This is a genomic window from Anaerolactibacter massiliensis (assembly GCF_900290205.1).
Classification (GTDB): Bacteria; Bacillota_I; Bacilli_A; order Erysipelotrichales; family Erysipelotrichaceae; genus Bulleidia; species Bulleidia intestinalis.
The window spans coordinates 1,699,825-1,722,460 of sequence record NZ_OLMH01000002.1 but is presented as its reverse complement, the minus strand read 5'-3'; the positions used below and the strand labels follow the sequence as shown (position 1 = coordinate 1,722,460).

Below are 22,636 nucleotides of genomic sequence, written 5' to 3'. Positions count from 1 at the left end.
AGAGATTGCAGTGCACTATGCTGCTCAGATCGATCATCCAGGAAAGAAAGGATCATCTGAGGAGAAGCCGGATCTGAACCGCAATGGCAAGAAATTCCGGAATCCCCTTGATTGAGCAGGAAAAGGATACTCTCATTCCCGGATGAACCCGTCAATGCGCAATTCTGTACATTTTAAAGTCGCATGGGGAATAGAGTATAATAGAAACGTTTCCAAGAGAAACAGCTCTGCAGGTAAGGCATCCTGCAGGTTTAATAAAGGAGTTTTCTTCATGGCGGATCACGCACCGAAAGTCATTACCACCCGGCAGGCGAAGAAGCAGATCGGCTTCTTCGGAAAGTCCCTGGCGCTTTATATTCTGCTGTTTATGGCTCTCAGCTACGGGACAGAGCTGCTGCAGAATTTCAATCCTTCTATTTTCATGGGCATGGATCCCCAGGCTTTTTCGCTTGCGGTCTCAATGATTCTGATGCTGTTCATCACAATGGTGCCTTTTCGCAGAAGTGCGCAGAAGCTGCATCTGAATATTCATGATTATCTGAAAGATCCCAATCTGCGCGGTGACCGGATCTTTGCACTCGTATGCATCGGGATCGGCATCGATCTGATCATGACTTCGGTCTCTACGCTGTTTTATTTCCTGTTTCCGACCAATATGGCGGAATATTCCTTCCTCGGCAATTTCAGCACCCGGGATGCGATCATCGAGAATATCCTGTATTTCATGATGTTTGTGATCGTGAAGCCGATCTGCGACGAGTATATCTTCCGCGGCGTGATCCAGCGCCAGCTTGGCCATTACGGCAGGTATTTCGGCGTGCTTGGCTCGGCTGTGCTGTATGCCATTGCTCAGGTCAATATTGCCCAGGCATTCCCTGCTTTTTTCGTAGGGTGGTATCTGTCGCTGATCACGCTGAGATATCACTCGATCCGCCCTGGCATCACGGTTCATCTCGTGATTGCCCTGGTTCTGTGGGCGGTGCAGGTTGTTCCTTCGAAATTCATCATGATTGTCACGATCTTTATCGTGCTGGTCTATATCCTGGCTGGTCTTTTCCTGTTCCAGAGGCGGGTGGATACGAATATGGTCCGCTATGGCGCAACGGAGGCGAAACTATGGAAGATCCTGTTCACGACTCCTTCCATTGTTGTCTGCGTGATTCTGTTTGGGGCAAATGTGGTTTTTTCGATTCTCTGAGCACAGCGCAATATAATGTAGGCACAAGGAGAGTGAAAGATCTATGCCATGTACTACATTGATTGTCGGCCGCAGAGCAAGCTATAACGGATCGACAATGATCGCAAGAAATGATGATTCACCGGCAGGGAAATTTTCTGCATGCCGTTTTGAAGTCGTGAAACCTGAGGATCAGCCGAGGCATTACCAGTCGGTGATTTCTCATGTGAAGGTGGAACTTCCGGAGAACCCGATGCGCTATACCGCGATGCCGGATGTGTCCGGACATGAAGGCATCTGGGCAGCTGCCGGAGTCAATGCTGCAAATGTCGGCATGACGGCAACCGAAACCATCACCAGCAATGTCCGGGTTCTGTCGGCAGATCCGCTGGTCAGACTGATTCCTGCCCAGGATGGAAAAGAAGAAGTGCCCGGCGGAATCGGCGAAGAAGATATTGTCGTCCTCGTGCTTCCTTATATTCACAGTGCCAGAGAAGGGGTGCTTCGCTTAGGAAGCCTGCTGGAGCAGTATGGCACCTATGAAAGCAATGGCATCGCCTTCCATGATGCAGATGAAGTATGGTGGCTTGAGTCGGTAGGCGGCCATCACTGGATTGCCAGAAAGCTCCCGGACGACAGCTATGCTGTGCTTCCGAACCAGTTCTGCATGGATACGTTCGATCTGGAAGATGCCTTCGGGAAACAGGAGAATTATCTCTGCTCTTCCGATCTCAGAGAATTCATTGCAGAAAATCATCTGGATCTGTCCATGGACCAGACGTTCAATGCCCGGGTATCCTTCGGCAGCCATTCCGATTCCGATCATGTCTATAACACGCCGAGAGCCTGGATTGGACAGAAGTACTTCAACCCGAATGCGGACTGGTCTGCATACGGACCGGAGAGCGATGATCTGCCATGGTGCAGAGTTCCCGAGCATAAGATTACGCCGGAAGATGTGAAGTATGTGCTTTCCAACCATTTCCAGGGGACAGAATACGATCCGTATGAGCACCTGGATGGAAAGCAGGGCAAGTACCGGCCGATCGGAATCAGCCGGACAACCTTCATGTCCTGCACTGAAATCCGTCCGGATCATCCGGCAGAAACAGCGGCTCTTGAATGGGTATGCTACGGATCGAATGTCTTCAATGCATTTGTTCCATTCTTCACCCAGACCGATTCCGTTCCGGAATATCTTGGCAACACTGCCAAGACGGTATCTACCGACAATTTCTACTGGGCAAGCCGGCTGATCGGCGCACTGGCAGATTCGCAGTATCATGCCTGCGTGCAGACGATCGAGCGCTATCAGGCTAAAACAGCAATCCAGGGCAGAATCCTGATTCAGAAGTATGAGAAGCTTGCAGAAGCTTCTGATCATCCGGAACAGATTCTGAACGAAGCAAACGACGAGATCGCAGCGATGACGAAGAAGGAAACCGATGCGGTGCTCAATGAAGTACTGTATCTGGTCAGCTGCCGCATGCGCAATAGCTATTCCAGATCTGATCAGTGATCATTCCCCCGTGGTCTGATGAACCACGGTTTTTTTCTATGCAGGCCGAAGCGGACAGATTGCTTGCCAGAAAAGTGAGTGATGAGGTTTGCCATCTTCGGATCGCCAGCATGTGCAACAAGCACATGTATCAATTGAAAAGTGGCCGCTCTGCTTTCTTCTTCCTGCATGACGGCAGAATTCTTCGTGATCGTGTTTCTGCTGCTTGTCAGCTTCTGATGCGGTCTTTGGCGGAAAGGTGCTTCTTTATGAATCTGGGGCTGTGGTCATTCTGAACGATGGTTCCTAGGTTATCTGCTGATATTCAGAAAGAAAAAGACACCTGCAGAACGCAGATGCCATTGCTGAAGAATTCAGATTTCAGCCCTTGAGGCCTTCTTCCTGACGCTGCATGTTTTCCACGACAACGTCATAGATATCACCGATGGACTGACCGTATTCCAGGATCTTCCATGGCTCGTTGGTATGGAAGTGAATCTTGATCAGCGTATCATCGCCGACGACCAGAAGGCAGTCTCCCTTGAAGTGCTCGAGAATATAGTCATGAATCGCATCTTCAGAAAGATCGTGTCCGTCAATCAGAAGCTGGGTATCGAATTTGAATTCAAGCTGTTCCATAATCAGAAACTAATCTCCTTTATCTGCCGCGATTATAGCATGAAGAATGATCCTGCAGTCATGAGGTGTTTACAAAAGGCCCGAAGTGTCGTCAATGAGGAAGGGAATCTTCTGATTCTTCTGCTAATGGAATAGCAGGAGGTTTGTTATGGACAGCATCAGACAGATTGCCGAACAGGTAGAAGCAGGGGTGAAGGGCGTATTCGAGAGCGATGCTTATCGCAACTATCTCGCTACGATGTCCAGGTTTCACAGCTATTCTCTGAATAATACGATTCTGATTTACCAGCAGAAACCAGACGCAACCTATATTGCCGGCTATCAGGCATGGTACCGCAGTTTTGGCAGATGGGTGCGGAAAGGAGAAAAATCCATCCGGATCATGGCACCGATCACGAAAGTGCGGGAGTCAGAATCCCAGGACGGTTCTTCCGGAAAACGGGTGATCGTGGGATACCGGGCAATTCCGGTATTTGATATCAGCCAGACGGATGGAGCTCCGCTGCCTTCCTTTTTGCAGGAGAAGATTGATGGAGAAGTAGAAGACTATGATTCCTTCCGGGCAGCCCTGGAACTGGTATCTCCGGTTCCGATCAGATATGAGAGTCTGGAAGGAAGAGCAAATGGCTATTATTCGCTCGAGCGGAAAGAGATCGTGATCGATGATACGCTTTCCCAGCTGCAGACCGTCAAGACCGTGATTCATGAGATATCGCATGCGATGCTGCATAGCGGGAAGAGCCTGGACATTGATCGCAGAACCATGGAAGTGCAGGCGGAAAGCATCGCCTGTGCAGTATGCATGCATTATCATCTCGATCCGAGCGAATATTCCTTCGGCTATATTGCCGGCTGGAGCAAGGATCAGGAGCTTGCTGAACTGAAGAAGTCGATGGAAGTCATATGCCATACGTCTCACAAGATCATTCATGCATTAGATCAGATCATCAATCCGGATTTCCAGACGCCCCGGGATTCGTCTGGCCTGCATGCAATGCAGGAGGCAGAACGAATTCTTTCCGGAGCATAAAGCAGATTGAAAACAAGATGTTCACAGGGTAAAATAAGCAGTGCCTGAACGCCCTTGTGATGGAATTGGTAGACGTAGGGGACTCAAAATCCCCCGGTAGCGATACCGTGCCGGTTCGAGTCCGGCCAGGGGCACTGTGACACCGGGTTTCCTGGATGGAATCCGGTTTTTTCTATTCATGCTCCTGCGGGATTCCGGCAGCTGGCCGGTTGGCTGCATTGACGCCGAGTCCCTGCTGACGCATGACTTCATTATCGAAGTTCATCTTTGCAGCTCTGGAAGCTGCGGCAATTGCAAATTTCGTGATGATGAGGGCGATCACATAGGAAACTGCAAACATGATCGGCCACTCTGCGCAGGCACTGCGGAACCAGAGACTTGCGACGCTCGGTGCAGCTCCTGCTGCAACGGCTGCTTCGACATCAGGGTTTCCGAACATGTTGACCGCGGAGAGCACGAACGTGGCAGAAGTATTGAAGAACAGGGTGGCAACGAGGTTCTCGATGAGTCCATGGGCAGGAGTTCCTTCTTTGATGTGCCATTTCCTGCACAGGGCAAAGGACCACTTCGTTAACGGAAAGATCCATCCGGTGAGCGTGATGATCAGATAGCAGGTTCCCCAGTTCTGAATTGCTCTGGGCACGGTCCAGGGAATGTGATCCCAGGAGATTGCAAATTCGCTCAGCAGGAAAGACAGGACGATCGCGATGATCGTGGAAACGACCATACCGAAATGATTATTGAATGCCTTCATAATGATTTCCTTTCCCGGCTCAGAAGAGCCATCTCTGTATGTGAACAGAATAACAAGAAGAACAGAAAGAAGCGTGTAGTCCCGGATACGGCTTCTGTACAGAAATGGCAGTTTTCTATAAACTTTTCGTATGCGGAAACTGAGATGGCTGATTCTGGCAGTGATTGCAGCAACATTGACTCTCATGGTGATTCCTTTTCCGCATGGACTGAGCAGAATCTCAGATCATGGCTCCGGATCGTTTGAGAGGCCGGTAGCGGATGCGATCAATGTCTACTGCCGGAAAGGAACCAGGCCTTCTGTGAAGTATGTATCAGGAACCTATGAAGGAGTTCCGTATCATGTGCTGAAGGTGAAACCGGATGATCATACCTTCATTCAGCTCGACTATGCAGGAGAGACTCCGGAATCTCTTGATGAACTCTATGATCATGGTTCAGAGTGCTGGCATGTCGGAGGAATCAACGGAGGATTCTTTCAGAACAGCGGTGAAGAATATGGGAGACCGGTCGGTGCGCTCCTGATTGACGGAAGCTGGGCAGAGTGGAAAGGCCAGGAGCTGACCCCTGCATATGGAAAAGGAAATGCCACGGTTTATTTCAGTCACGACGGCAATCTGAAGCTGGCTTATCATGGCTGGGAAAACGGGGAATGGAAGCCGGCATCGGATTCATTCTGGTCCTACGAAGAAGATCTCGGGGATTACGGGTATCAGATCAATACCGAGTATGGATTGAGCGGAGCTTATACCTTGCTGAGAAATGGGAAGCGTGTATGGCTCGGGAAGAATGATTCTGCTTACTGGAACCGATCAGCAGACAGCTGGGTGACATTATTCGGCGAGACGGCAGATGGAACCGTGCTTCTGGTCATTGCCGGAAAGCTCGGCGGCGGGGAAGCAGAAACAGAACTGATGAAAGAACTCGGAGCAGTCAATGCGATCCGGCTGGATGGAAATACTTCAACCTGCATGACCGTGGATAAAGGACTGGTCCATTGAGGCGAAGAGATGACAGAATTCAGAGAAGGCAGAATAGAAGATCTTGAGGAACTGTACCGGTTCTACGAAGAAGTATGCGCATTTCAGAGCAGGGATCAGTATGGCCCTTCCTGGACGATCGGGATCTATCCATCCAGAGAGGGACTTGCAGAGCATCTTCAGCATCATGAAATGTATCTGCTGATAGAAGAAGGAAGAATTGCTTCGGCAATGGTGCTGAGTGATCGGGAAGATCCGGAGTATCTGGATGCCTGTTTTCCAAGTCATGCGCTGGCAGATGAGGTCATGGTGCTGCATCTGTTTGCAGTGCATCCGCAGTTCCGCGGCAGGCATCTTTCGGAATTCATGCTGAGGGAAATGATTCTTCTGGCAGAGCAGAAGAAAAAGAAGGCCATACACCTGGACGTTCTGGAAGGGAACGACCGGGCGGAATGTCTGTATGAGAAGATGGGATTTCAGATTGCTGAGAAGCGGAAGGTAGTCTACGAAGATATCGGAGAGCAGACCGCGATTCTCATGGAATATCAGCTCTCAGAGTCCGTGCTTCCGGAATAATTCATCCATCAGTTCCGGATAGGTTTCCAGGCGGAAGTTCTGCATGGAGTGATTCTTCGTACCGAGCTCTGCCAGATAGCCATGGAGCCAGACAGCCATGCAGACGGCGGTGAAGACATCGCGGGTCATTGCCAGCATCGCTGTCATCATGCCGGTAAGCACATCGCCGGAACCTGCCTGGGAAAGCGCCTGGTTTCCGGTCTGGTTAATATACACTTCTCCGGAAGGAGAAGCGACAATCGTATTCGGGCCTTTCAGCACGACGATGACTTTATAATCAGACGCAAAGTCGAGAGCAGTCTTCAGACGATTGTCCCGGATCGCATCTTCCGGAAGATTTGAAATTGCTGAGAATTCTCCGATATGCGGAGTCAGGATCACCGGCGCACCGGCAAAGCGGAGAATATACGTATTGTGCTGCAGAAGACGCAGTGCCTCTGCATCAAGTACCACAGGAACTTTGCTATTCTGCAGGATCAGATCCAGGATCTGTGATTTGTGATCCATATAGACAGCTCCGCTGCCGAAGCCTATAGCGGTTGCCTGATGAATCAGCGGTTCCAGGACTTCATACCAGGATTCGTGTCCGAATGGATGCATGACCGGAGTGAGAAATCTGGAGGCCAGGGGTGCATAGATTTCTTCGGGCATTGCGGCATGAAGATACGGAATGCCGACGGTTTCTGCACCAAGAATATTCAGACCGGCTGCCCCGGCCATGCCATAGCATCCGCTGATGAGCAATGCTTTGCCAAGAGAGCCTTTATAGGCAGTTTCACTTTTCTTGGGAAAGTTGGCGAAGAAGAGGTCTTCATCCATTTCACGATAGCGCGAGGGACCTTCATGCGGAAGACCAAGAGAAAGCAGTTCGCACTGTTGGAATTTCTGATGATCCTTGCGCAGCAGATGGAATGGCTTATAGCAGTCTAATGCATATGTGATCTTTGAACGGACTGCATCAGAATCGCAATGTCCGGTATCCGCTTCGCAGCCGCTGTTGAGATCGATGCTGTAAACAGGCTTCCCGGAGTTATTGACAGCCCGGAAGAGCTTTTTCATCTGCGGATCCAGAGGCCCATGGAAACTGAATCCGTAAACAGCATCGATGATCGCATCTGCATGTCGGAGTGCTTCTGAAAGATCATTCACGGAAACTATGCATGCAGGATCGACTTTCCGGTATGCAGCACGGGCTTCGCGGGTTTTCGGTTCTCCGCAGACATAGGCAATCTGAACAGAAAAGCGCCCTGCAAGCATACGGCAGACGACAGCTCCGTCGCCGCCGTTATTTCCGTTTCCGGCCAGGATCAGGATGCTGGAACCTTCTCTGAGTACCTTGCCAAGTGCTTCGGAAACTGCTTTACCTGCAATCTCCATCAATCTGCCTGGGGTCTTGCCTGAGCTTTGCTCGATACGGATCATGCCTTCCTTGTCTTGGATCATGGAAGCCTCTTTTCTTTTTCTATAGTAACAGTTTGAATTGCATCCATGCAAGATGCTAAGTCACATTCAGAAAACCGTGTTATAATGCGGTTATGAGGGATTATTGCTCATAGGAGGATAGCTAGTATGCCAGCAAAGAAAACTGTGAAAGAAGCAACTGCCGTCGAGACTGAACCAGCTGTCGAGAAGAAACCAGCAAAGAAAGCTTCGGCGAAGAAGCCTGCAGCAAAGAAGGAACCTGCTGAGAAGAAGGCCCCGGCAAAGAAGGCAGCAGCGAAGAAGCCTGCTGTGAAGAAGACGGAAAAGAAAGAAGAGCCGAAACCGGAAGTTGAAAAGAAGAGCTTCCAGACCTATAAGGATGTCATCAACTGGAAGAAGTGGGAAGCTCATAACATGAACTGGCTTTACATCGAGGTCAACGCAGGTGATCTGATGACAGAGCTGGAAGCAGGAGTCAACAATATTGAAACCTGCTGCAATGCAATCCTGGATTGCATGCTGGAAGGTGATACCTTCATCGTTCAGACTGATAAGCCTGATACCAAGCTGACTGTCCGCTATTATTGCGATAATCTTGCTGAAGATCGCAGAAAGTGGTCTGACGTCAACAGATAATAGTTTCCGGATCCGGATGGTTCAGAGCGATCTCAAAAGGGGGTCTGAACTGTTCCTCATTATTCACGATCATTCATGATATCCCTGGCAAAGCGGATTCTCTGCCAGGGATTTTATTATGATTCTGTTCTTCGGATGTGGCCATCTTCGTCCAAGGGCTTGTGCGCCCTCAGACTTATGTCAGGATCGTCAGGCTGCTGTGGTGTGGCACCGGCTGCCTGCATGAATACAGCTGAAAACGGCTCTGGAAAGACGAAGACAGATAATCGGAGAAGGAAGTGGTTTTCTCATTTTCTTGCCAATATCGCGATCCACGGCTTGTTCGGATGATGGTCGATAGCGACCTCTGAAAAGCCTGCCTTTTTCAGCGCCGCTTCGATCTGCCCTGGGGTATAACAGGTCATGCCGTCGATGATGCGCTCGAACTTTTTGCCGGCGGCATCTTTGCCATCGGATTCATTGCAGATGAAAAAGTATCCTCCCTGTTTTAAAATCTTCGCTACCTGCGCAAAGCATCTTTCAAGCCCTGGCCAGAAGTAAATTGTCTCAAAGGCGGTGGCAAGGTCAAAATGGTTTTCTTCGAGCTGCAAGTCTGATACATCGCCCTGCTGCACTTTGCAGCGGCCGCTGCCTATCATCGTTTTGTTGTATTCCGATGTTTTTCAACTGAAAGCGGTGAGTAGTCAATTGCCGTCAGCGTGGCGGCCGGATATCTTTTCAGCAGTTCTCCTGCGTTACGACCCGCTCCGCAGCCAAGCTCAACGATTTCTTTTGGTGAGATTTCGGACAAGTGTCCCCTCCCCCAATCCGCCAGCTTTGCGTGGCCGGAATTCATGGTGCTTAGCATGAATTTGCCCAGCAAGCCGGAAGGCCTGCCTGTTTGATTGAAAAAGTTCTTCATAAATCCCATTGCTCATTATCCTCCTTCAGAGTACGATGCCATATCTGGTTTTTTCTTGACATTTGCATCCAGCGGATCTGTCTGTGCACAAAAAATCGATTGTCCCATATCCAGACAGCCAGGGTCTTCCAATCGGCATCTATCTCTGCCTGATCTGTATAGGAGCAATGATTGTCATGAATGGGTTGCAAAATGATTTCATGGTTCCATATCGGCACATGGCTGTTCTGTTCCTGTGTATTATTTCCTTCCTTGAGTCTGAAACGGATCACATGGAAATGGGAAGTGCCGAACGGTACGACACCAAAGAGACGAAAGAGGAAGTCATTCTCTGCACCTTTCTTCCATTGGATGGACTGCTCTGCCTGCGAAGGAGTAAAAGAAACCCAGAGAGAAGCAATCATCTGAAGCATGGAAAGCTTCTGGAGCCTGGCGAATACTTTCTCTGCAGATTCCGGAAATACAGAAGTACGGGTAACTTTTACAGACATTATTGTTTCCCCAGACAGAATAAGCGGCGGATCGGTCTTCCTGCGCTCCGCTCATGCATGATTCATTTGATGAGCGACAATCTGCTGCTAAAAAGAATACCATAGTTTGACATAACTAACAACGGGCTGGCTTGTGCAATTTCTTCTTCAGCCGCGATTTTCAGCTGCTGCTGGGATGCACTTTCTCTTTCCAGAATGAATTCCTGGCAGATAGGAAATCTCCGCAGCAGTTCTTCGCGCATTCAATCATTATGTTTCCCTTGTCTCCATGGATGACGATTTGATCTGTATTTTGAATGGTGTTCAGCCCATGGACAATGACCAGCGTCACCTTATCCTCAAAGAAGAATGTTCTGGATGAAACGAAATATGCAGAGCTTGTCTCTGTACTGGAAACTGAGGAGACGTCCCTGCGCTGACTTAGCTGGATCAGATCACGAGAAAACGGCTGGGAATCTGTGATGCGTGCAAGTACTTTATAGACAGAAAGCTTCCTGATCGGGATGTCCTTTCTGCATCATATATGAGTACTTCGAAACGCTTCAGATCGATTGTCTGGTTCAGCAAGCTCTGGTTTCAAGCTTTTTTCAGGTTTCCCCTCTTTTCAGCCGGTTTGGGGGGCGCGGAGTCTGTGAAGTTATGCTTCAATCCAGGTACAGACGGAAGAAGGCTGAAAAGCACAAATCCCTTTTTCTGAATTCCTAGCAATGAAATGAATAGATTCTTCTCAGAATCTGGCGAAAGGGGACAGTGTCTATGCGGAAGATTGATTCTTTCCGCAGGATTTCCTGGTCTCTTCAAGCGACAGGTGCTTTGCTCTTCGATCAGAAGCAGGGGATGGCTTCAGCCAGGCCGTAATCAGCGATTGATCTGGAAACTCTTGAAATGGAAAGGAAAAGACTATGAACGCAAACTTGAAACGATTGGGATCCTTCATGCTTTCAGCAATGACTGCATTCAGTCTGGCTGCCTGCAGCCCCGGCGGATCGGCATCCTCAGCTTCTGCAGCTGCAGCAGAGGCATCTGCCTCTGCTGCAAGTACATCATCAGCCACTGAAGAAGTATTTGAGGGAACAGCAGCATCTACCACTTTGTTCTCCCTTACCTATCCGGATGGCTGGGCGGTTGACGAGACCATGACCTCAGATAGCAGCAGTTACTGCTATATGGAGCTTACTCTTACGGGGGAGGAATCAGCTGCTGCTCAAGTGAATATTTCTGCATCAAAGTCAGATGTCAGAAATTATCGTGACCGACTCAGGGGTGCTGGAATAGATGCCTATGATCTGGTGGAAACAAAGAACCTGGATATGGTCCAGGTCGGCGGAGTAGAATGTGTCGAATATATGGCAGAATCCTGGTATTCCAGTTCTCTCATCTATCTTGGCCGTGATGAAGCCTCCGGAATAACCGTATCCATTGATATTATCGGAGATCAGGAGGATCCAGGAATTCAGACCATGATCAGATCCCTGAAGTTCACTCTGAATGATTCCGGCAATGTGGATCCGCCATGGCCGTGGCAGGGAGAACCGTTCTCGGCCGATGCCCGCCATACGCTGAATGCGGGAAATTATACAGTGACCGTGGACTGGATGAAACTGGAAGACCCGCTGATTGCTTATGATATCTTCTCTGGCAGAGTGGAGATGACCGGCGATACAGTCTGGGTACTTCTGGACAATTATCTCTATGAATATCAGTACAGCCAGGATGGTCTGACTTATGTCAGCGAGCAGGCACTCGGCAACGAAGGCGACTACGAGGAACTGTCTTCTGATCGTAATGGGAAACTGTATGTTTCGGGATTCATGGAACAGATGCTCATCATGGAACAGGGAGAGGTCACCGGAAGGATTGAAGACGTGGATCGGGCACTCGTTCATCCAAACGGAACCTGGGGCATCAGTTCCTTCTTCGGACAGCCGCTGCGGAAAGTCATGATCGATGGAGAAACTGCGCAGATTGAAGACTGGGAACTGAGATCAGCAGAAGAGACGACCAAAGGGTTCATTTCCGAGAATCATGTCTGCATCACAGGAACTTCTGAGGATAAGGAAAATGTTGCTGTCTGGGTTTTTGACACGGATGGAAATCAGCAGTATGAATTCGGCAATACAGATATGAATGAAGAGGGATGGATGGGGGCAATCACGGATGTGATTGAAACTCCCAATGGGTATCTCGTTCTCGATGGCAATATGAGAAACCTGCTGTTCTACGGAACGGATGGGACGCTCTTGGCAACAGTGGACGATGAAGAGCTGTTCTTAACCGCATATCCATGGATCAGTTCTGCATGCCTGATGCCGGATGGCAGTATCCTGATTGCTCTGACCGAAGAACGGGCAGATGAATCTGCATATGAGCTGCTGATTTACCGGCTGAGCGGTTTCTGATTCAGAAACATGAGCAAGAGATATCATGACAGGTACAGGAAGCGAAGGAACAGATATGCATGCAGGTGACAGGAGAATACTGCTGCTTTTCTTGCGGCGGCATTGATTGGCGGAGTTATTATGATGCGCCGAATTATCAGGCATGATCAAGCAGCTGAGGGGATGGAAAAGGTGAATCAGGATGCAGGCTGATTCCGTCTGATCGCTGGAAAGAGCTGTCTGATTATTTACGCAGTTATGAACTGCCTGCCTGGAAAACCTCGCAGCCGGACTTGCTGGATGAGACAAGAAGCTCGATCACGATCACCTGGAGAGAAGGTTCAGAACTGGCAAGGTATTACCATGATGGAACCGGTGCCTGGGAGCTTCGCGAGATACTTCAGAAACTTTCAGAAGAGCTCTGTCAGAGCACGAAGTCTGCATAAGCATTCGGACAAGATCAAAGGTGCCCGGCTGAATACCAGGCACCTTTTTCGATCGCTTGCCTCAAGGGGAAGGAAGTCTGATCGAAACCAGGAAAGACTCATTTCCGGTTTCATTGCTTTCTGCGCTGACTTTCTTCCATTGCCTGCTTCTTCGCTACTCTTGCATAAAGAACTGCCTGCTTCCTGGAAGAGACACCTAGCTTGCTGTAGATATTCTTATTATGAAAGCGCAGTGTACTCTCCTTGATGCTGAGCTGCTCCAGGATCTCTGCCGTTGACAGATCCTCCATATACAAGCTCAGAATTCTCTTTTCTGAGGGTGTCAGTTCCGCAAGACCTTTCAGGAAGATCTCGTAGGCATCCGGATCAATCTCAGTTTTCCGGTGGTATGCAAGCCGTGCGGCCTCTGTTTCGGCTTTCTGCTTTTCCTGTTCCAGATTGCTGAGAGCAGAGTTGTGGTTAATCTGCTGGGTTCTCAGAAATTCGCAGAGCTCATCCAGTTCGCGATAGCTGGTGGTGGCTTCTTCGCTGACGGTTTCTTTCAGATGGGATATTTCCTTCAGAAGCGGTTTCAGATAGCTCTTGCTGAAGAAAAGACAGGATACCGTGATGAAGAAAATCAGAAGGGAAATGATCATGGCGGTCTGCGTATAGCTTCTGGCAGCTTCGGAATTGAAGTCTGCTTCCGGAATCATCGCGGTCAGCAGATACTGATCCTCGGTGCTGTCCAGGGAAATGGTCCTCTGCATGCCGACATAGGAGCTTCTGCCCTCGAAGAGATGTAAGCCCTGGCGGAGGCTTTTCGCACGGAAGGTGCCATTGGGGATCGCATAATTCTTCCCGCAGTCCAGGGCCATATCCAGGTCCAGCGAACTTTTCTCATTGCTGGAAATCGTGCAGATCAGCCTGCGGAATTCGGTTGGCTGGGGATTGGAAGCACGGAAGAAACGCCGGCTGACTTCGAATCCGCATAAGCCGGAGATCTCATCATTGATCCTGAGCGGGAACGTCAGCAGATATACTTCTTCATCGGTTCCATACAGGCATAGCGGTCCGGAAATCTGGTACGCTTCGTCTGCAACCATGCTGGATGGACGAATCAGGCTGCTGTAATCCGGAATCAAATTCGTCTGGAAATACATTCCCCATTTCCGATGCGGATAGACATTCTGGCTTTTGCCGGCCGAAGAGATGCCGCGGTACAGCAGAAGCTCAGGATCGGAACGATCACTCAGTCCCTTTGAGATATAGATACCGGGAACTTGTTCGGATGGATGCTGAGGATCATCCAGCAGGATGAAGCCGCCAGAGCATTCCGTCTGCTGGAGTTTTTCAGAGAGTTCCCGGATCAGCAGAATCTGCAGATCATAGGCATCTCTGCCGGTGCCCCGCAGATGATCGAGAGTCAGATTCCGGGTGTTCAGATAGGACTGAATCAGATAAGAGCTGTCTTCTGAAAGATCGATGCCCATAACGGTCAGGTTTTCCCAGTAGGAGGTCATGGAGTTTTCAAAGAAGTCGAGCTGGAGAGATAGAGTTCCGGCAATTCTCTTTTTCGGATCGCTGAGCTTTCCGAAGAAGAACAGGCAGCTCAAAAGCATTGATAAAACAAGTGCTGCCAGCACCATCATGCTCAGAAAGAGCTCACGGCGGAGAGACCTCCGGGATTTTCCGATCGAAGAGAAGGACATAGGCTATCGGATCGTGATCAGGATATTCCAGACCTGTTCTGCAAACTGGTCCGGATCTGTTTCTTCCGACACGCTCTGCTGCAGATTGCGCACCGCATTGTAGAATTGCTCCGCTTTTGAGTAATAGTCTTTGAAAGACGGCTCTGAGCAGGCCTGATAGGTCTGGGTCATCTGCCCGAGGGCTTCATACAGATTCCCATAGCCAGCGTCAGAGAATTGCACCTTCTGAATCGCTTCTGCAGAAGACTTCTTCACGGGCATATAGCCGGCAGAAGTCACAAAGCTGAGATTGCGATCAGGATCCAGCAGCCAGTGGGCAAAGACAGAGGCTGCCTCTGCTTTCTGTTCCGTAGTCTTACGGGCACAGAGGCCGACGCCTGCAATCGTCATCAATGGTTTGCCTGTTTCTGCATGCATGAAGGGAACCACCTGAAGGTCCATAGGTTCCGAGGTCCCATCCGGATAGGTCACGGTATCGTTATAGTAAAGGATTGCCGCGGAAGAGCCGACTCCGCACAGCACTTCTCCCGTCATGATCTGCGTATTGGAGTAGCGGTCTGAGATGACAATAGTTCCTCTGGCGATTTCCTTGGCAAATCGCAGCACTGCTTCATGAAGTATTTCATTTCCCGGGTCATACCATTCCGAATCGGAGTACAGGTTTTCTGCTCCTTGTTCTTCTGCATAGAGCTCGATTGCTCTCAGCAGATAGTCAAAAGCGCAGAACGAAGTGCCATCAGACCATTGGCGGTAGGCCTCTGCTGCTTCAAAAAAACCATCCCAGGTTTCCAGACTCTGAAGAGAGATCCCGGTATCCTGCCGGAAGCGGGCAAATCCGGATCCGTTGACCATCAGGACATGCGTGGACTTGGACAAAGGAAGAACAGCAAGCTGGAAGCCGATTCTTCCATCTTCGAGAAAGCCTAGAATGAATTCTTCCTGTTCGGTTTCTGAGAACCAGTCATTCCAGTCCAGCAGATTGTCCATACCGATGTTTTTCGCATCATTGATATGACAGGTAAAAAGATCCGGCATATCCGGCGCGCCTGGTTTATCAGAAAGAGCTTCTGAGAGTTCCTGGCCGATGCTGTAGGCGTTGCTCAGACGGGCTGTGCTGATGATGATGCCTTTCTCCATGCCTTCCGTTTCATTGAACTCTTCGATGAGCTGGTCCATCGGAGAACCTGCCTGCTCGCCATAGACGTGCCACATCACAAGCGTTACAGGATCATCTGGAGACAGCAAGGGCTTGCTGCAGGCGGAAGCGGGAAAACATAATGTGCTGGCCAGCACCAATCTGATCAAGCGTTTCATGAAATACTCCTTTCCTGGATAATTCTGAGAGAAATACAGATCTTTTTGCGGTTTTCCCCTCTTTTCAAAGGTTTCGGGGGGCGCGGAGTTTTCGTACTTATGATTCAATCCGGGTACAGACAGAAGAACGGGAATGAAGCTTGAGTCACTTTTGCTGAATTCATCATAGCACAAAGAAGCGGTTTCTCTCATCTTCTGATGAAGATGCATACATGATTCTGCATGGAAAGGAGAACGTCATGAAATTCTTTACTCGTTTCCTCGGACTGCTTTTATCTGCTGTGCTTGCATTCACGCTTGCTGCCTGCACGGGCAGTTCAGCAGGCAATGCCGAGGCGGCTGGCGTCTATCAGCTTACCGGAGCAGATGGAAAATCCGGGTATATCGAGCTCGTCAAAGACGGATCCGGAACCATTTCTGCGGATGACATGAAATTCGATCTGGCCTGGCAGCTGGATGGCAATCAGTTCAGCGGCAGTTATCGTTCCTTCGGATCTGATCAGAAGCTGGGCGGAACGCTTGAGGATGACGCTCTGATCGTGAAAGATTCCTCCGGGACCACGTATCACTATCAGAAGGGATCTGCCGGCAGGTCTGCTGCTCCAAAAGCGAGTCTTGCAGGAACCTATTATCTGTATCAGCTTGAGGGAGAAGGGCTCACGCTCAATTACGGAGACCTGAGTATGCTTGAGATGACGGAAGGATACCGGATGATCATCAATGAGGATGGGCTCAGCGGAACCTTGTACATGGGCGAGGACCAGGATACGTTCCGGATTGATCTCGGAAAGAAAAAACTGGACTTTGCCGAGATGGACATGGCGTTTGAAGATCTCGGAAATGGGGAGATCAGAGTTTCATCTGACAGCTCGGAAGAGCCTCTCGTGATGTATCTTGCCAAGGATATCACTCCGTATCAGGACCAGAAGAGCACGGTGTTTGACGGCCTCAGCACGGATGAATCAGATCAGCAGGAATGGTGGAACGGAAGCTGGTATGGATGGTGGATGGTTGAAGATGCGACTGGCGAATATACGGAACTGATCGGCAGCTGGTGGGATTGCGCTGCGGTGATCGAAGTGGATGAGGACCTGCAGGGGGCCATGGTGATCTATGACGAATACGGATCGCTGACCGACCCGATTTCAGATGCGGAAGTCAGTGTCGCCATGACCGGAACCAGCGAACATGGCACGATGCTGTCGCAAGGCGGATATTTCATGGATCAGGATCTGCAGTATGCAGACTGGATGATCGATCCGGGAGAGTCCGATTATACGGATACCCTGGAAATCAGAGGGTCGTTCACCGTGGATGATGGCGGCATTGACTACTATGTGATCCTGAGACGATGGGGCACTGACTGGTCCGATGTCGTGAAAGAAGATCGTCCGTACTTTTATGAAGACTGGTATCTTCCGCTGATTGAAAGCGGCAGTGAGATGCCATATAAGATTGGCGGCGAGGGCTGATGCCATGAAACGTCTGATCCTCTTCCTGATGGCAGGGATTCTGATGATTGCAGGATGCACTGACTCAGGGCATTCACAATTCGTATCGGAAAGCACGGCGAGAGTTCTGCCGCCGGCAGACCCGGTAAAAACATATGACGACTCCCTGATTGGCGAAGCCTGGAGCATGGACGGAACGCTTCAGCAGGGAAATTATCATTATCGGGTTCCTGAGCTGCTCAGCGATCAGCCAGGGGCAGAGGCATTCAATGAGCATTTGCTTTCCATGTATGGCAAAGATGAATTCTCCGGCTATATTTCCGATTATGTCTGTTCGCTGGACTGGGAAAGCAGATGGTATGGAAGTCTGCTCTCTCTTGTCATGATTCAGGAAAACTGGGAAGGGAATATCAGCCACTACAGCTATTTCTTCGATTTCAGCAGAGATCAGGAAATGACCGCATCCGAGGTGCTGGATGAGTATGCAGGGATTTCTTCCGATCGCTTTTTTCGGGAGCTGGAACGGGAAGCAGCGCTCTGCCAGGATGAGATCACGCTGTTTGAACCGGATTACAGCGAGCAGGGAATTGCCGAGATGCTGCTGAGAAGAGCAGAGACGCTTGCAATGGCTTATGACCGGAATCGCTATCTGCTGTCGATCTATCTGGATGAAGATGGAACCATCGGAGCATATCTCCCTGTGTACAGCACTGGTGCAGGAATGTGGGCGGAACAGGAATGCTTCCCGGATATGGACTGGGTCTGCCAGGCAGAAGAAGCGGAAGCCGGGTTTATCCATGCTTCCTGCAGGCCGGATGGAATCGTGGAAATCTGGTATTCCTCCGAATTCGGAAGCAGAAAGCCAAAGGCCCTCTACGGGTTTGAGTACAACAAGAAGTATGAGGTTGAGGGGTGCTATGGCAGATATACCGATCTGGTGTTTCAGAAGGATGCACCGGATTCCGGAATCCCGTATCTGTTTCTATTGACGAAGGACCATACGGTGGAATACGTCGATGTGTTCCGGTGCATGAAGTATGGGACCTATATCTGCGGCGGACCGCTCTATGGTCACAATGACATTCTGAGCCTGGAGGCAGATCCTGATGACGGAAGAATCTATGGGGTCAGACAGGATGGAAGCCGGGTGGACCTGGCGGATGAGATTCATCCTTTCAGCATTCCGGTTTCTCTTGCAGAGACCTGGGAAGATTCCTGGGATTCATGGTCTGGTTCGCTGAGCATTGATGAAGATGGGAATGTGCAGGAGTACTGCAGCAATCATGGCCAGGAATCTTCTCATGAAGGCAGGCTGGAACGGATCGGAGTCAGCACAGAAGGATTGATCTATGCTTCGTCGAAAGAAAACGAACCAGGATATGATTCCCCGGTATCCGGATTCCAGCGCAGCGATCTGAACAGTATTTTCCTTACGTACCTCAGCGGTCCTGATGTGTTCGGGCTTGCGGATTATGAAGGATTTTTTCTGACCAGGGATTCTGAAGAGCCAGGCGGATCCGTGAGGGACCAGGCATTCTTTGATGCCCTTTATGACATGGATGATTCTTCCTTCCGGGATGCGCTTGCGCAGAACGATCAGAGGAGCGTGGATTTTTCTGAGCCGGAAGAAGTGATTGATGGGCAGACCTGCCGGATCGTCACGGTCGGTGAAATGAGGAAGGACAGATGGACCGTCATCGAGTGGTATGCCGTGAGCACGGATTCCTTGCAGCGGATCTATCACTATGACATGGATTCAGACCGATGGATTCTGATTTCGGATGGAGCGTATGGAATGGGAGGAGAGGCATGGAAACAAAACATCTGACAATTCTTCATAGCAATGACATGCATGGCGACTTCCTTCCAGGTGTCAGGGATGGCAGAAAGACGGGCGGACTGGCATTGCTTTCAGGGTATGTGAAGGAGTCGCGGAAACGGGATCGGAACGTGCTGTATGCAATTGCCGGAGATGTGTTCCAGGGGTCGATCATCGATCAGGAATACCGTGGCATTTCCACGATTGATCTGATCAATCAGCTGAACCCTGATGTGATGACGATCGGCAATCATGAAGTAGATTACGGATTGTCGCATCTATTGTTTCTGGAGAAGTGTGCCAATTTCCCGATCATCAATGCGAATCTCTACGTAACGCTGAACAGCAGCAGACTGTTTCTTCCTTATCTCATCAAGGAAGTGAATGGAATGAAGATTCTGTTCATCGGATTGCTGACGGAAGAAGTGATCCGGGTCACGCGTCAGGATAAGCTGGTCGGAACGTTTGTGGATGTGGAACAGGCAGTCCATGAGATTGAACTGATTCTGGACAGCTATCGAACGGTCGATATTGATCTGACGGTGCTGCTCACGCACATTGGCATTGAGAAAGACCGCGAACTTGCCGAGCGGCTGGATCCGCAGTATGGCGTGGATCTGATTATCGGCGGGCATTCGCACACCAGCATGGAACATCCGGAGTTCGTGAATGGAATCTGGATTGCCCAAGCCGGGCATGGCACTGGCCAGATCGGAAGATTTGATCTGATCTGCGATACGGATACCAACAGCATTGCTGACATGAAATGGGAGTGTGTGCCGATCAATGAGGAAACGGCGGTGCCGGACGAGGCCATGCAGGAACTTCTGAATCGGTATCAGAGTGCTACAGATGCGAAGTATTCCAGGGTCATCACGACGTTTGAACGCAAGCTGACACATCCTTCGAGGAATCAGGAGACCGAGCTCGGAAATCTGTATGCAGATCTTCTGCAGGCAGGCAGCTCCTTTGATCTGATGGTGCTTGGCTCTGGTTCGATTCGCAAAGAGGAGCTCGGACCGATTGTCACGTTTCAGGATATGAAGGAGAACACGCCGTTTGATGACGGCCTGTGGATGCTGAAGGTGAAAGGAGAACAGCTGAGGCGGATGGTTTCCTATGTCTTCCGTGATGAAGCATGGAGCGGTCATACGGAATTCTATCAGTATTCCCGCGGGATGCGGATTCTATGGGATCGCAGAAAGAGGGCTCTGGAGGAATTCCGTTTCCATGGAGCAGAAATCCGCGATCAGGATGAATTCTCCATCGGTCTGCAGGACTATCATCTCCGGAATTTCGATCAGGTGTTCTCAGTCAGTCTGAAAGAAGTAAGCAGGAATATGGAACCTCGGCTGGTGGCGGTATCGCTGAACCACATCATTGAAGAATACATGACGACGCATCAGGGACTCAATGCAGAAGTGGAAGGAAGAATCGTAGTCACGGATGGAGGCAGATCATGAAAATTCAGATCAGTGCGATTCCGTATGCGATTGAACTGACTGAAGATACGCATCCTGCCGAAGCAGGATACAGTAAATTCTTCATTGCTACGGCCGGAGCGGATTCGCCGCGTCCGGTGACTCTGAAACAGAATGGGAATGCCTGGAACCTCTATGAGTATTCCAGTATTCTTTCCGGCATACGCATGCCGGTGCATCATTAAGTGTTACCCGAAAGAGAAAGAGAGGAGAAAAGGGTATGGGATTAATTCAGGCGGCAATCGGCGCAGCAGGCGGAGTTCTGGCAGATTCCTGGAAGGACTATTTCTATTGCGAGTCGCTTCCGAACAATGTTCTTGTGACAAAGGGAAAGAAGCGCGTGTCTGGCAGATCGTCAAATTACAAGGGCAATGAGAACATCATCACGAATGGATCCGTGATCGCGGTGGCGGATGGCCAGTGCATGCTGCTGGTAGATCAGGGGCAGGTTACGGAAATCTGCGCCCAGCCAGGAGAGTTCGTCTACGATTCCGGCACTGAGCCTTCCCTGTTTACCGGTGATCTTGGCAATGCGGTCAAGGATACCTTTGCAAACATCGGCAGACGATTCACGTTCGGCGGCGAAGCACCGAAAGACCAGCGCATCTATTTCTTCAATACCAAGGAAATCACCGGAAATAAATACGGAACGCCGAATCCGGTTCCGTATCGGGTGGTGGATCAGCGGGCAGGAATTGATCTTGATATCTCGGTCAAGTGCTTCGGGGAGTACAGCTACAGGATTGCGGATCCGGTCCTGTTCTATACGAATGTCTGCGCAAATGTTTCGGAGGATTATACCAGGGACCAGATTGACGGACAGCTGAAGAGCGAACTGCTGACCGCATTGCAGCCTGCCTTCGCGAAGATCTCTGAAGAAGGAATCCGCTATTCTGCACTGCCCGGGCATACGACCGAGCTTTCGGAAGCCCTCAACGAAGTGCTGACGAAGAAGTGGAAGCAGCTGCGCGGCCTGGAGATTGTTTCCTTCGGGGTTTCGTCAGTGAAGGCAGATGAAGAAGATGAGCAGATGATCAAGCAGATGCAGAGAAATGCTGCCTATACGAATCAGAATCTCGCTGCTGCGACGCTGGTCGGTGCACAAGCGCAGGCAATGCAGGATGCGGCGAAAAATGCCAATGGCGCCGCGATGGGCTTCATGGGAGTGAACATGGCTGCAGCAGCCGGAGGAGTCAATGCAGCGGAGCTGTTCCGGCAGGGCGCTGCACAGCAGCAGGCCGCACCTGCACCAGCAGCGTCTTCAGACAGCTGGACGTGCCCGAAGTGCGGCAGTACGGCTTCCGGTAAATTCTGCCCGGAATGCGGCACTCCGAAACCGGTTCTGCAGGATGGCTGGAAATGCCCGCAGTGCGGAGCAGTGAATACCGGAAAGTTCTGCATGGAGTGCGGAACGAAGAAACCGGAGGCATTGACGAATTGCCCGAGCTGCGGTGCGAAGATCAAAGATCCTTCTGCCCCGCCGAAGTTCTGCCCGGAATGCGGTTTCAAGCTTCATGACTGAAACAATGCATACATTAAGACCTGACAAGAACGTTCTGAAGGGAATGCTGGCCGGACTGTTTCTGACTGTCAGCACCGGATGCGCAAAGCCATTCATCCTGGATGGGCCGGGAATGGTGAAAGAATGGAATCAGAGCTTGCCTGATTACACCTGGGTGAAGCAGGATTCTGATTCCTCTGATCAGCTGATCTTTGAAGATGACACGGTGAAGATCATGGAAGACGGAAAAGAAATCGGGATCTGGAATGTCCGGTATGTGATTGAAACCGGTGAGATTCTGCCCATGGATGATGGAGAAATCGGACCGTATTCCCGGCTTCTGTTCCGGCGGGAAAGCATTCCGCAAACAGACGGATATCTGGATGCGATTGAAGCATATCCGTGTGGCAGCAGTCAGCCGGTAATTTATGAAGGAAAGTGGGGAGAATAGC

At 50.3% G+C, this 22,636-nt stretch carries 23 protein-coding genes and 1 tRNA gene; 15 read left to right on the top strand and 9 right to left on the bottom strand.

Translation table 11 applies throughout. The features are described from left to right. Window positions 1–271 precede the first annotated feature (271 nt). Window positions 272–1,198 carry a CPBP family intramembrane glutamic endopeptidase gene (locus tag C7E00_RS11790; protein WP_167836579.1) on the top strand — a complete coding sequence of 309 codons (927 nt, stop codon included), beginning with the start codon at window positions 272–274 and terminating at the stop codon, window positions 1,196–1,198. Between the two features lie 43 nt (window positions 1,199–1,241). Further along, window positions 1,242–2,696, top strand: a complete 1,455-nt coding sequence (locus tag C7E00_RS11785) for a C69 family dipeptidase (RefSeq protein ID WP_105304449.1) — start codon at window positions 1,242–1,244, stop codon at window positions 2,694–2,696. A 360-nt stretch (window positions 2,697–3,056) separates the two neighbouring features. Here the strand turns inward: C7E00_RS11785 and C7E00_RS11780 are convergent, their stop codons facing one another. Then, window positions 3,057–3,314: a kinase to dihydroxyacetone kinase gene (locus C7E00_RS11780; protein WP_105304448.1), complete on the bottom strand. Its 258-nt coding sequence runs from the start codon at window positions 3,312–3,314 to the stop codon at window positions 3,057–3,059. A 148-nt stretch (window positions 3,315–3,462) separates the two neighbouring features. Between C7E00_RS11780 and C7E00_RS11775 the strand changes: the two genes are divergently transcribed. Together C7E00_RS11775 and C7E00_RS11770 are read left to right on the top strand one after the other, a co-directional pair. Beyond that, on the top strand, window positions 3,463–4,344 hold the full coding sequence (locus tag C7E00_RS11775) for an ArdC-like ssDNA-binding domain-containing protein (RefSeq protein WP_105304447.1): 882 nt from the start codon (window positions 3,463–3,465) through the stop codon (window positions 4,342–4,344). A 50-nt stretch (window positions 4,345–4,394) separates the two neighbouring features. After that, window positions 4,395–4,478 (top strand) — tRNA-Leu (locus C7E00_RS11770). A gap of 38 nt (window positions 4,479–4,516) precedes the next feature. Here C7E00_RS11770 and C7E00_RS11765 read toward each other — a convergent pair. Continuing rightward, window positions 4,517–5,098 (bottom strand): hypothetical protein, encoded by a 582-nt coding sequence (locus C7E00_RS11765; RefSeq protein ID WP_204378621.1) that lies wholly within the window; start codon window positions 5,096–5,098, stop codon window positions 4,517–4,519. A 130-nt stretch (window positions 5,099–5,228) separates the two neighbouring features. On the opposite strand from C7E00_RS11765, the gene C7E00_RS11760 reads away from it, so the two are divergent. Both C7E00_RS11760 and C7E00_RS11755 read left to right on the top strand, forming a co-directional pair. Continuing rightward, window positions 5,229–6,098, top strand: a complete 870-nt coding sequence (locus C7E00_RS11760) for a phosphodiester glycosidase family protein (protein ID WP_105304446.1) — start codon at window positions 5,229–5,231, stop codon at window positions 6,096–6,098. Between the two features lie 9 nt (window positions 6,099–6,107). Next, the gene (locus tag C7E00_RS11755; RefSeq protein ID WP_105304445.1) at window positions 6,108–6,653 is read left to right on the top strand and encodes a GNAT family N-acetyltransferase; all 546 of its coding nucleotides are present in this window, start codon (window positions 6,108–6,110) and stop codon (window positions 6,651–6,653) included. On the opposite strand, the gene C7E00_RS11750 is transcribed toward C7E00_RS11755, so the two are convergent. Then, a complete protein-coding gene (locus C7E00_RS11750; protein ID WP_105304444.1) occupies window positions 6,630–8,096 on the bottom strand; it encodes an NAD(P)H-hydrate dehydratase in 1,467 nt (488 codons plus the stop codon). The genes C7E00_RS11755 and C7E00_RS11750 overlap by 24 nt on opposite strands. Before the next feature lie 126 nt (window positions 8,097–8,222). On the opposite strand from C7E00_RS11750, the gene C7E00_RS16680 reads away from it, so the two are divergent. Next, a complete protein-coding gene (locus tag C7E00_RS16680; protein WP_154503193.1) occupies window positions 8,223–8,711 on the top strand; it encodes a hypothetical protein in 489 nt (162 codons plus the stop codon). Between the two features lie 287 nt (window positions 8,712–8,998). Here the strand turns inward: C7E00_RS16680 and C7E00_RS16365 are convergent, their stop codons facing one another. The 4 genes from C7E00_RS16365 to C7E00_RS16050 form a co-directional block, all read right to left on the bottom strand. Then, window positions 8,999–9,349, bottom strand: coding sequence for a methyltransferase domain-containing protein (locus C7E00_RS16365; RefSeq protein ID WP_204378620.1), 351 nt, complete (start codon window positions 9,347–9,349; stop codon window positions 8,999–9,001). Next, entirely contained in the window at window positions 9,346–9,621 is a 276-nt protein-coding gene (locus C7E00_RS16635; protein ID WP_204378619.1) for a class I SAM-dependent methyltransferase, read from the bottom strand. The genes C7E00_RS16365 and C7E00_RS16635 overlap by 4 nt, the downstream gene beginning before the upstream one ends. Then, entirely contained in the window at window positions 9,609–10,103 is a 495-nt protein-coding gene (locus tag C7E00_RS11735; RefSeq protein ID WP_105304443.1) for a hypothetical protein, read from the bottom strand. Before C7E00_RS11735 ends, C7E00_RS16635 begins: the two co-directional genes overlap by 13 nt. 62 nt (window positions 10,104–10,165) lie before the next feature. Then, complete coding sequence (locus tag C7E00_RS16050) at window positions 10,166–10,345, bottom strand: hypothetical protein (protein ID WP_135358219.1); 180 nt, start codon at window positions 10,343–10,345, stop codon at window positions 10,166–10,168. Between the two features lie 660 nt (window positions 10,346–11,005). Between C7E00_RS16050 and C7E00_RS11725 the strand changes: the two genes are divergently transcribed. Both C7E00_RS11725 and C7E00_RS16235 read left to right on the top strand, forming a co-directional pair. Then, window positions 11,006–12,502 (top strand): hypothetical protein, encoded by a 1,497-nt coding sequence (locus tag C7E00_RS11725; RefSeq protein WP_135358218.1) that lies wholly within the window; start codon window positions 11,006–11,008, stop codon window positions 12,500–12,502. 272 nt (window positions 12,503–12,774) lie between these two features. Next, window positions 12,775–12,927, top strand: a complete 153-nt coding sequence (locus C7E00_RS16235) for a hypothetical protein (RefSeq protein ID WP_154503202.1) — start codon at window positions 12,775–12,777, stop codon at window positions 12,925–12,927. A gap of 110 nt (window positions 12,928–13,037) precedes the next feature. On the opposite strand, the gene C7E00_RS11720 is transcribed toward C7E00_RS16235, so the two are convergent. Together C7E00_RS11720 and C7E00_RS11715 are read right to left on the bottom strand one after the other, a co-directional pair. Next, window positions 13,038–14,558 (bottom strand): LuxR family transcriptional regulator, encoded by a 1,521-nt coding sequence (locus tag C7E00_RS11720; RefSeq protein ID WP_167836578.1) that lies wholly within the window; start codon window positions 14,556–14,558, stop codon window positions 13,038–13,040. A gap of 63 nt (window positions 14,559–14,621) precedes the next feature. Then, window positions 14,622–15,932 (bottom strand): ABC transporter substrate-binding protein, encoded by a 1,311-nt coding sequence (locus C7E00_RS11715; protein ID WP_167836577.1) that lies wholly within the window; start codon window positions 15,930–15,932, stop codon window positions 14,622–14,624. 239 nt (window positions 15,933–16,171) lie between these two features. Between C7E00_RS11715 and C7E00_RS11710 the strand changes: the two genes are divergently transcribed. Genes C7E00_RS11710 through C7E00_RS11685 form a run of 6 tightly spaced genes read left to right on the top strand, consistent with a single transcriptional unit; the run spans window position 16,172 to window position 22,635 of the window. Then, entirely contained in the window at window positions 16,172–17,404 is a 1,233-nt protein-coding gene (locus C7E00_RS11710; protein ID WP_135358217.1) for a hypothetical protein, read from the top strand. A gap of 4 nt (window positions 17,405–17,408) precedes the next feature. Then, window positions 17,409–19,211: a hypothetical protein gene (locus C7E00_RS11705; RefSeq protein ID WP_105304437.1), complete on the top strand. Its 1,803-nt coding sequence runs from the start codon at window positions 17,409–17,411 to the stop codon at window positions 19,209–19,211. Then, window positions 19,193–20,665 (top strand): bifunctional metallophosphatase/5'-nucleotidase, encoded by a 1,473-nt coding sequence (locus C7E00_RS11700; protein WP_105304436.1) that lies wholly within the window; start codon window positions 19,193–19,195, stop codon window positions 20,663–20,665. Before C7E00_RS11705 ends, C7E00_RS11700 begins: the two co-directional genes overlap by 19 nt. Further along, entirely contained in the window at window positions 20,662–20,868 is a 207-nt protein-coding gene (locus C7E00_RS11695; RefSeq protein WP_105304435.1) for a DUF6935 domain-containing protein, read from the top strand. The genes C7E00_RS11700 and C7E00_RS11695 overlap by 4 nt, the downstream gene beginning before the upstream one ends. A gap of 35 nt (window positions 20,869–20,903) precedes the next feature. Beyond that, the gene (locus tag C7E00_RS11690; RefSeq protein ID WP_105304434.1) at window positions 20,904–22,205 is read left to right on the top strand and encodes an SPFH domain-containing protein; all 1,302 of its coding nucleotides are present in this window, start codon (window positions 20,904–20,906) and stop codon (window positions 22,203–22,205) included. Next, window positions 22,198–22,635, top strand: coding sequence for a hypothetical protein (locus C7E00_RS11685; protein WP_135358216.1), 438 nt, complete (start codon window positions 22,198–22,200; stop codon window positions 22,633–22,635). The genes C7E00_RS11690 and C7E00_RS11685 overlap by 8 nt, the downstream gene beginning before the upstream one ends. The last annotated feature ends 1 nt before the right edge of the window (window position 22,636 follow it).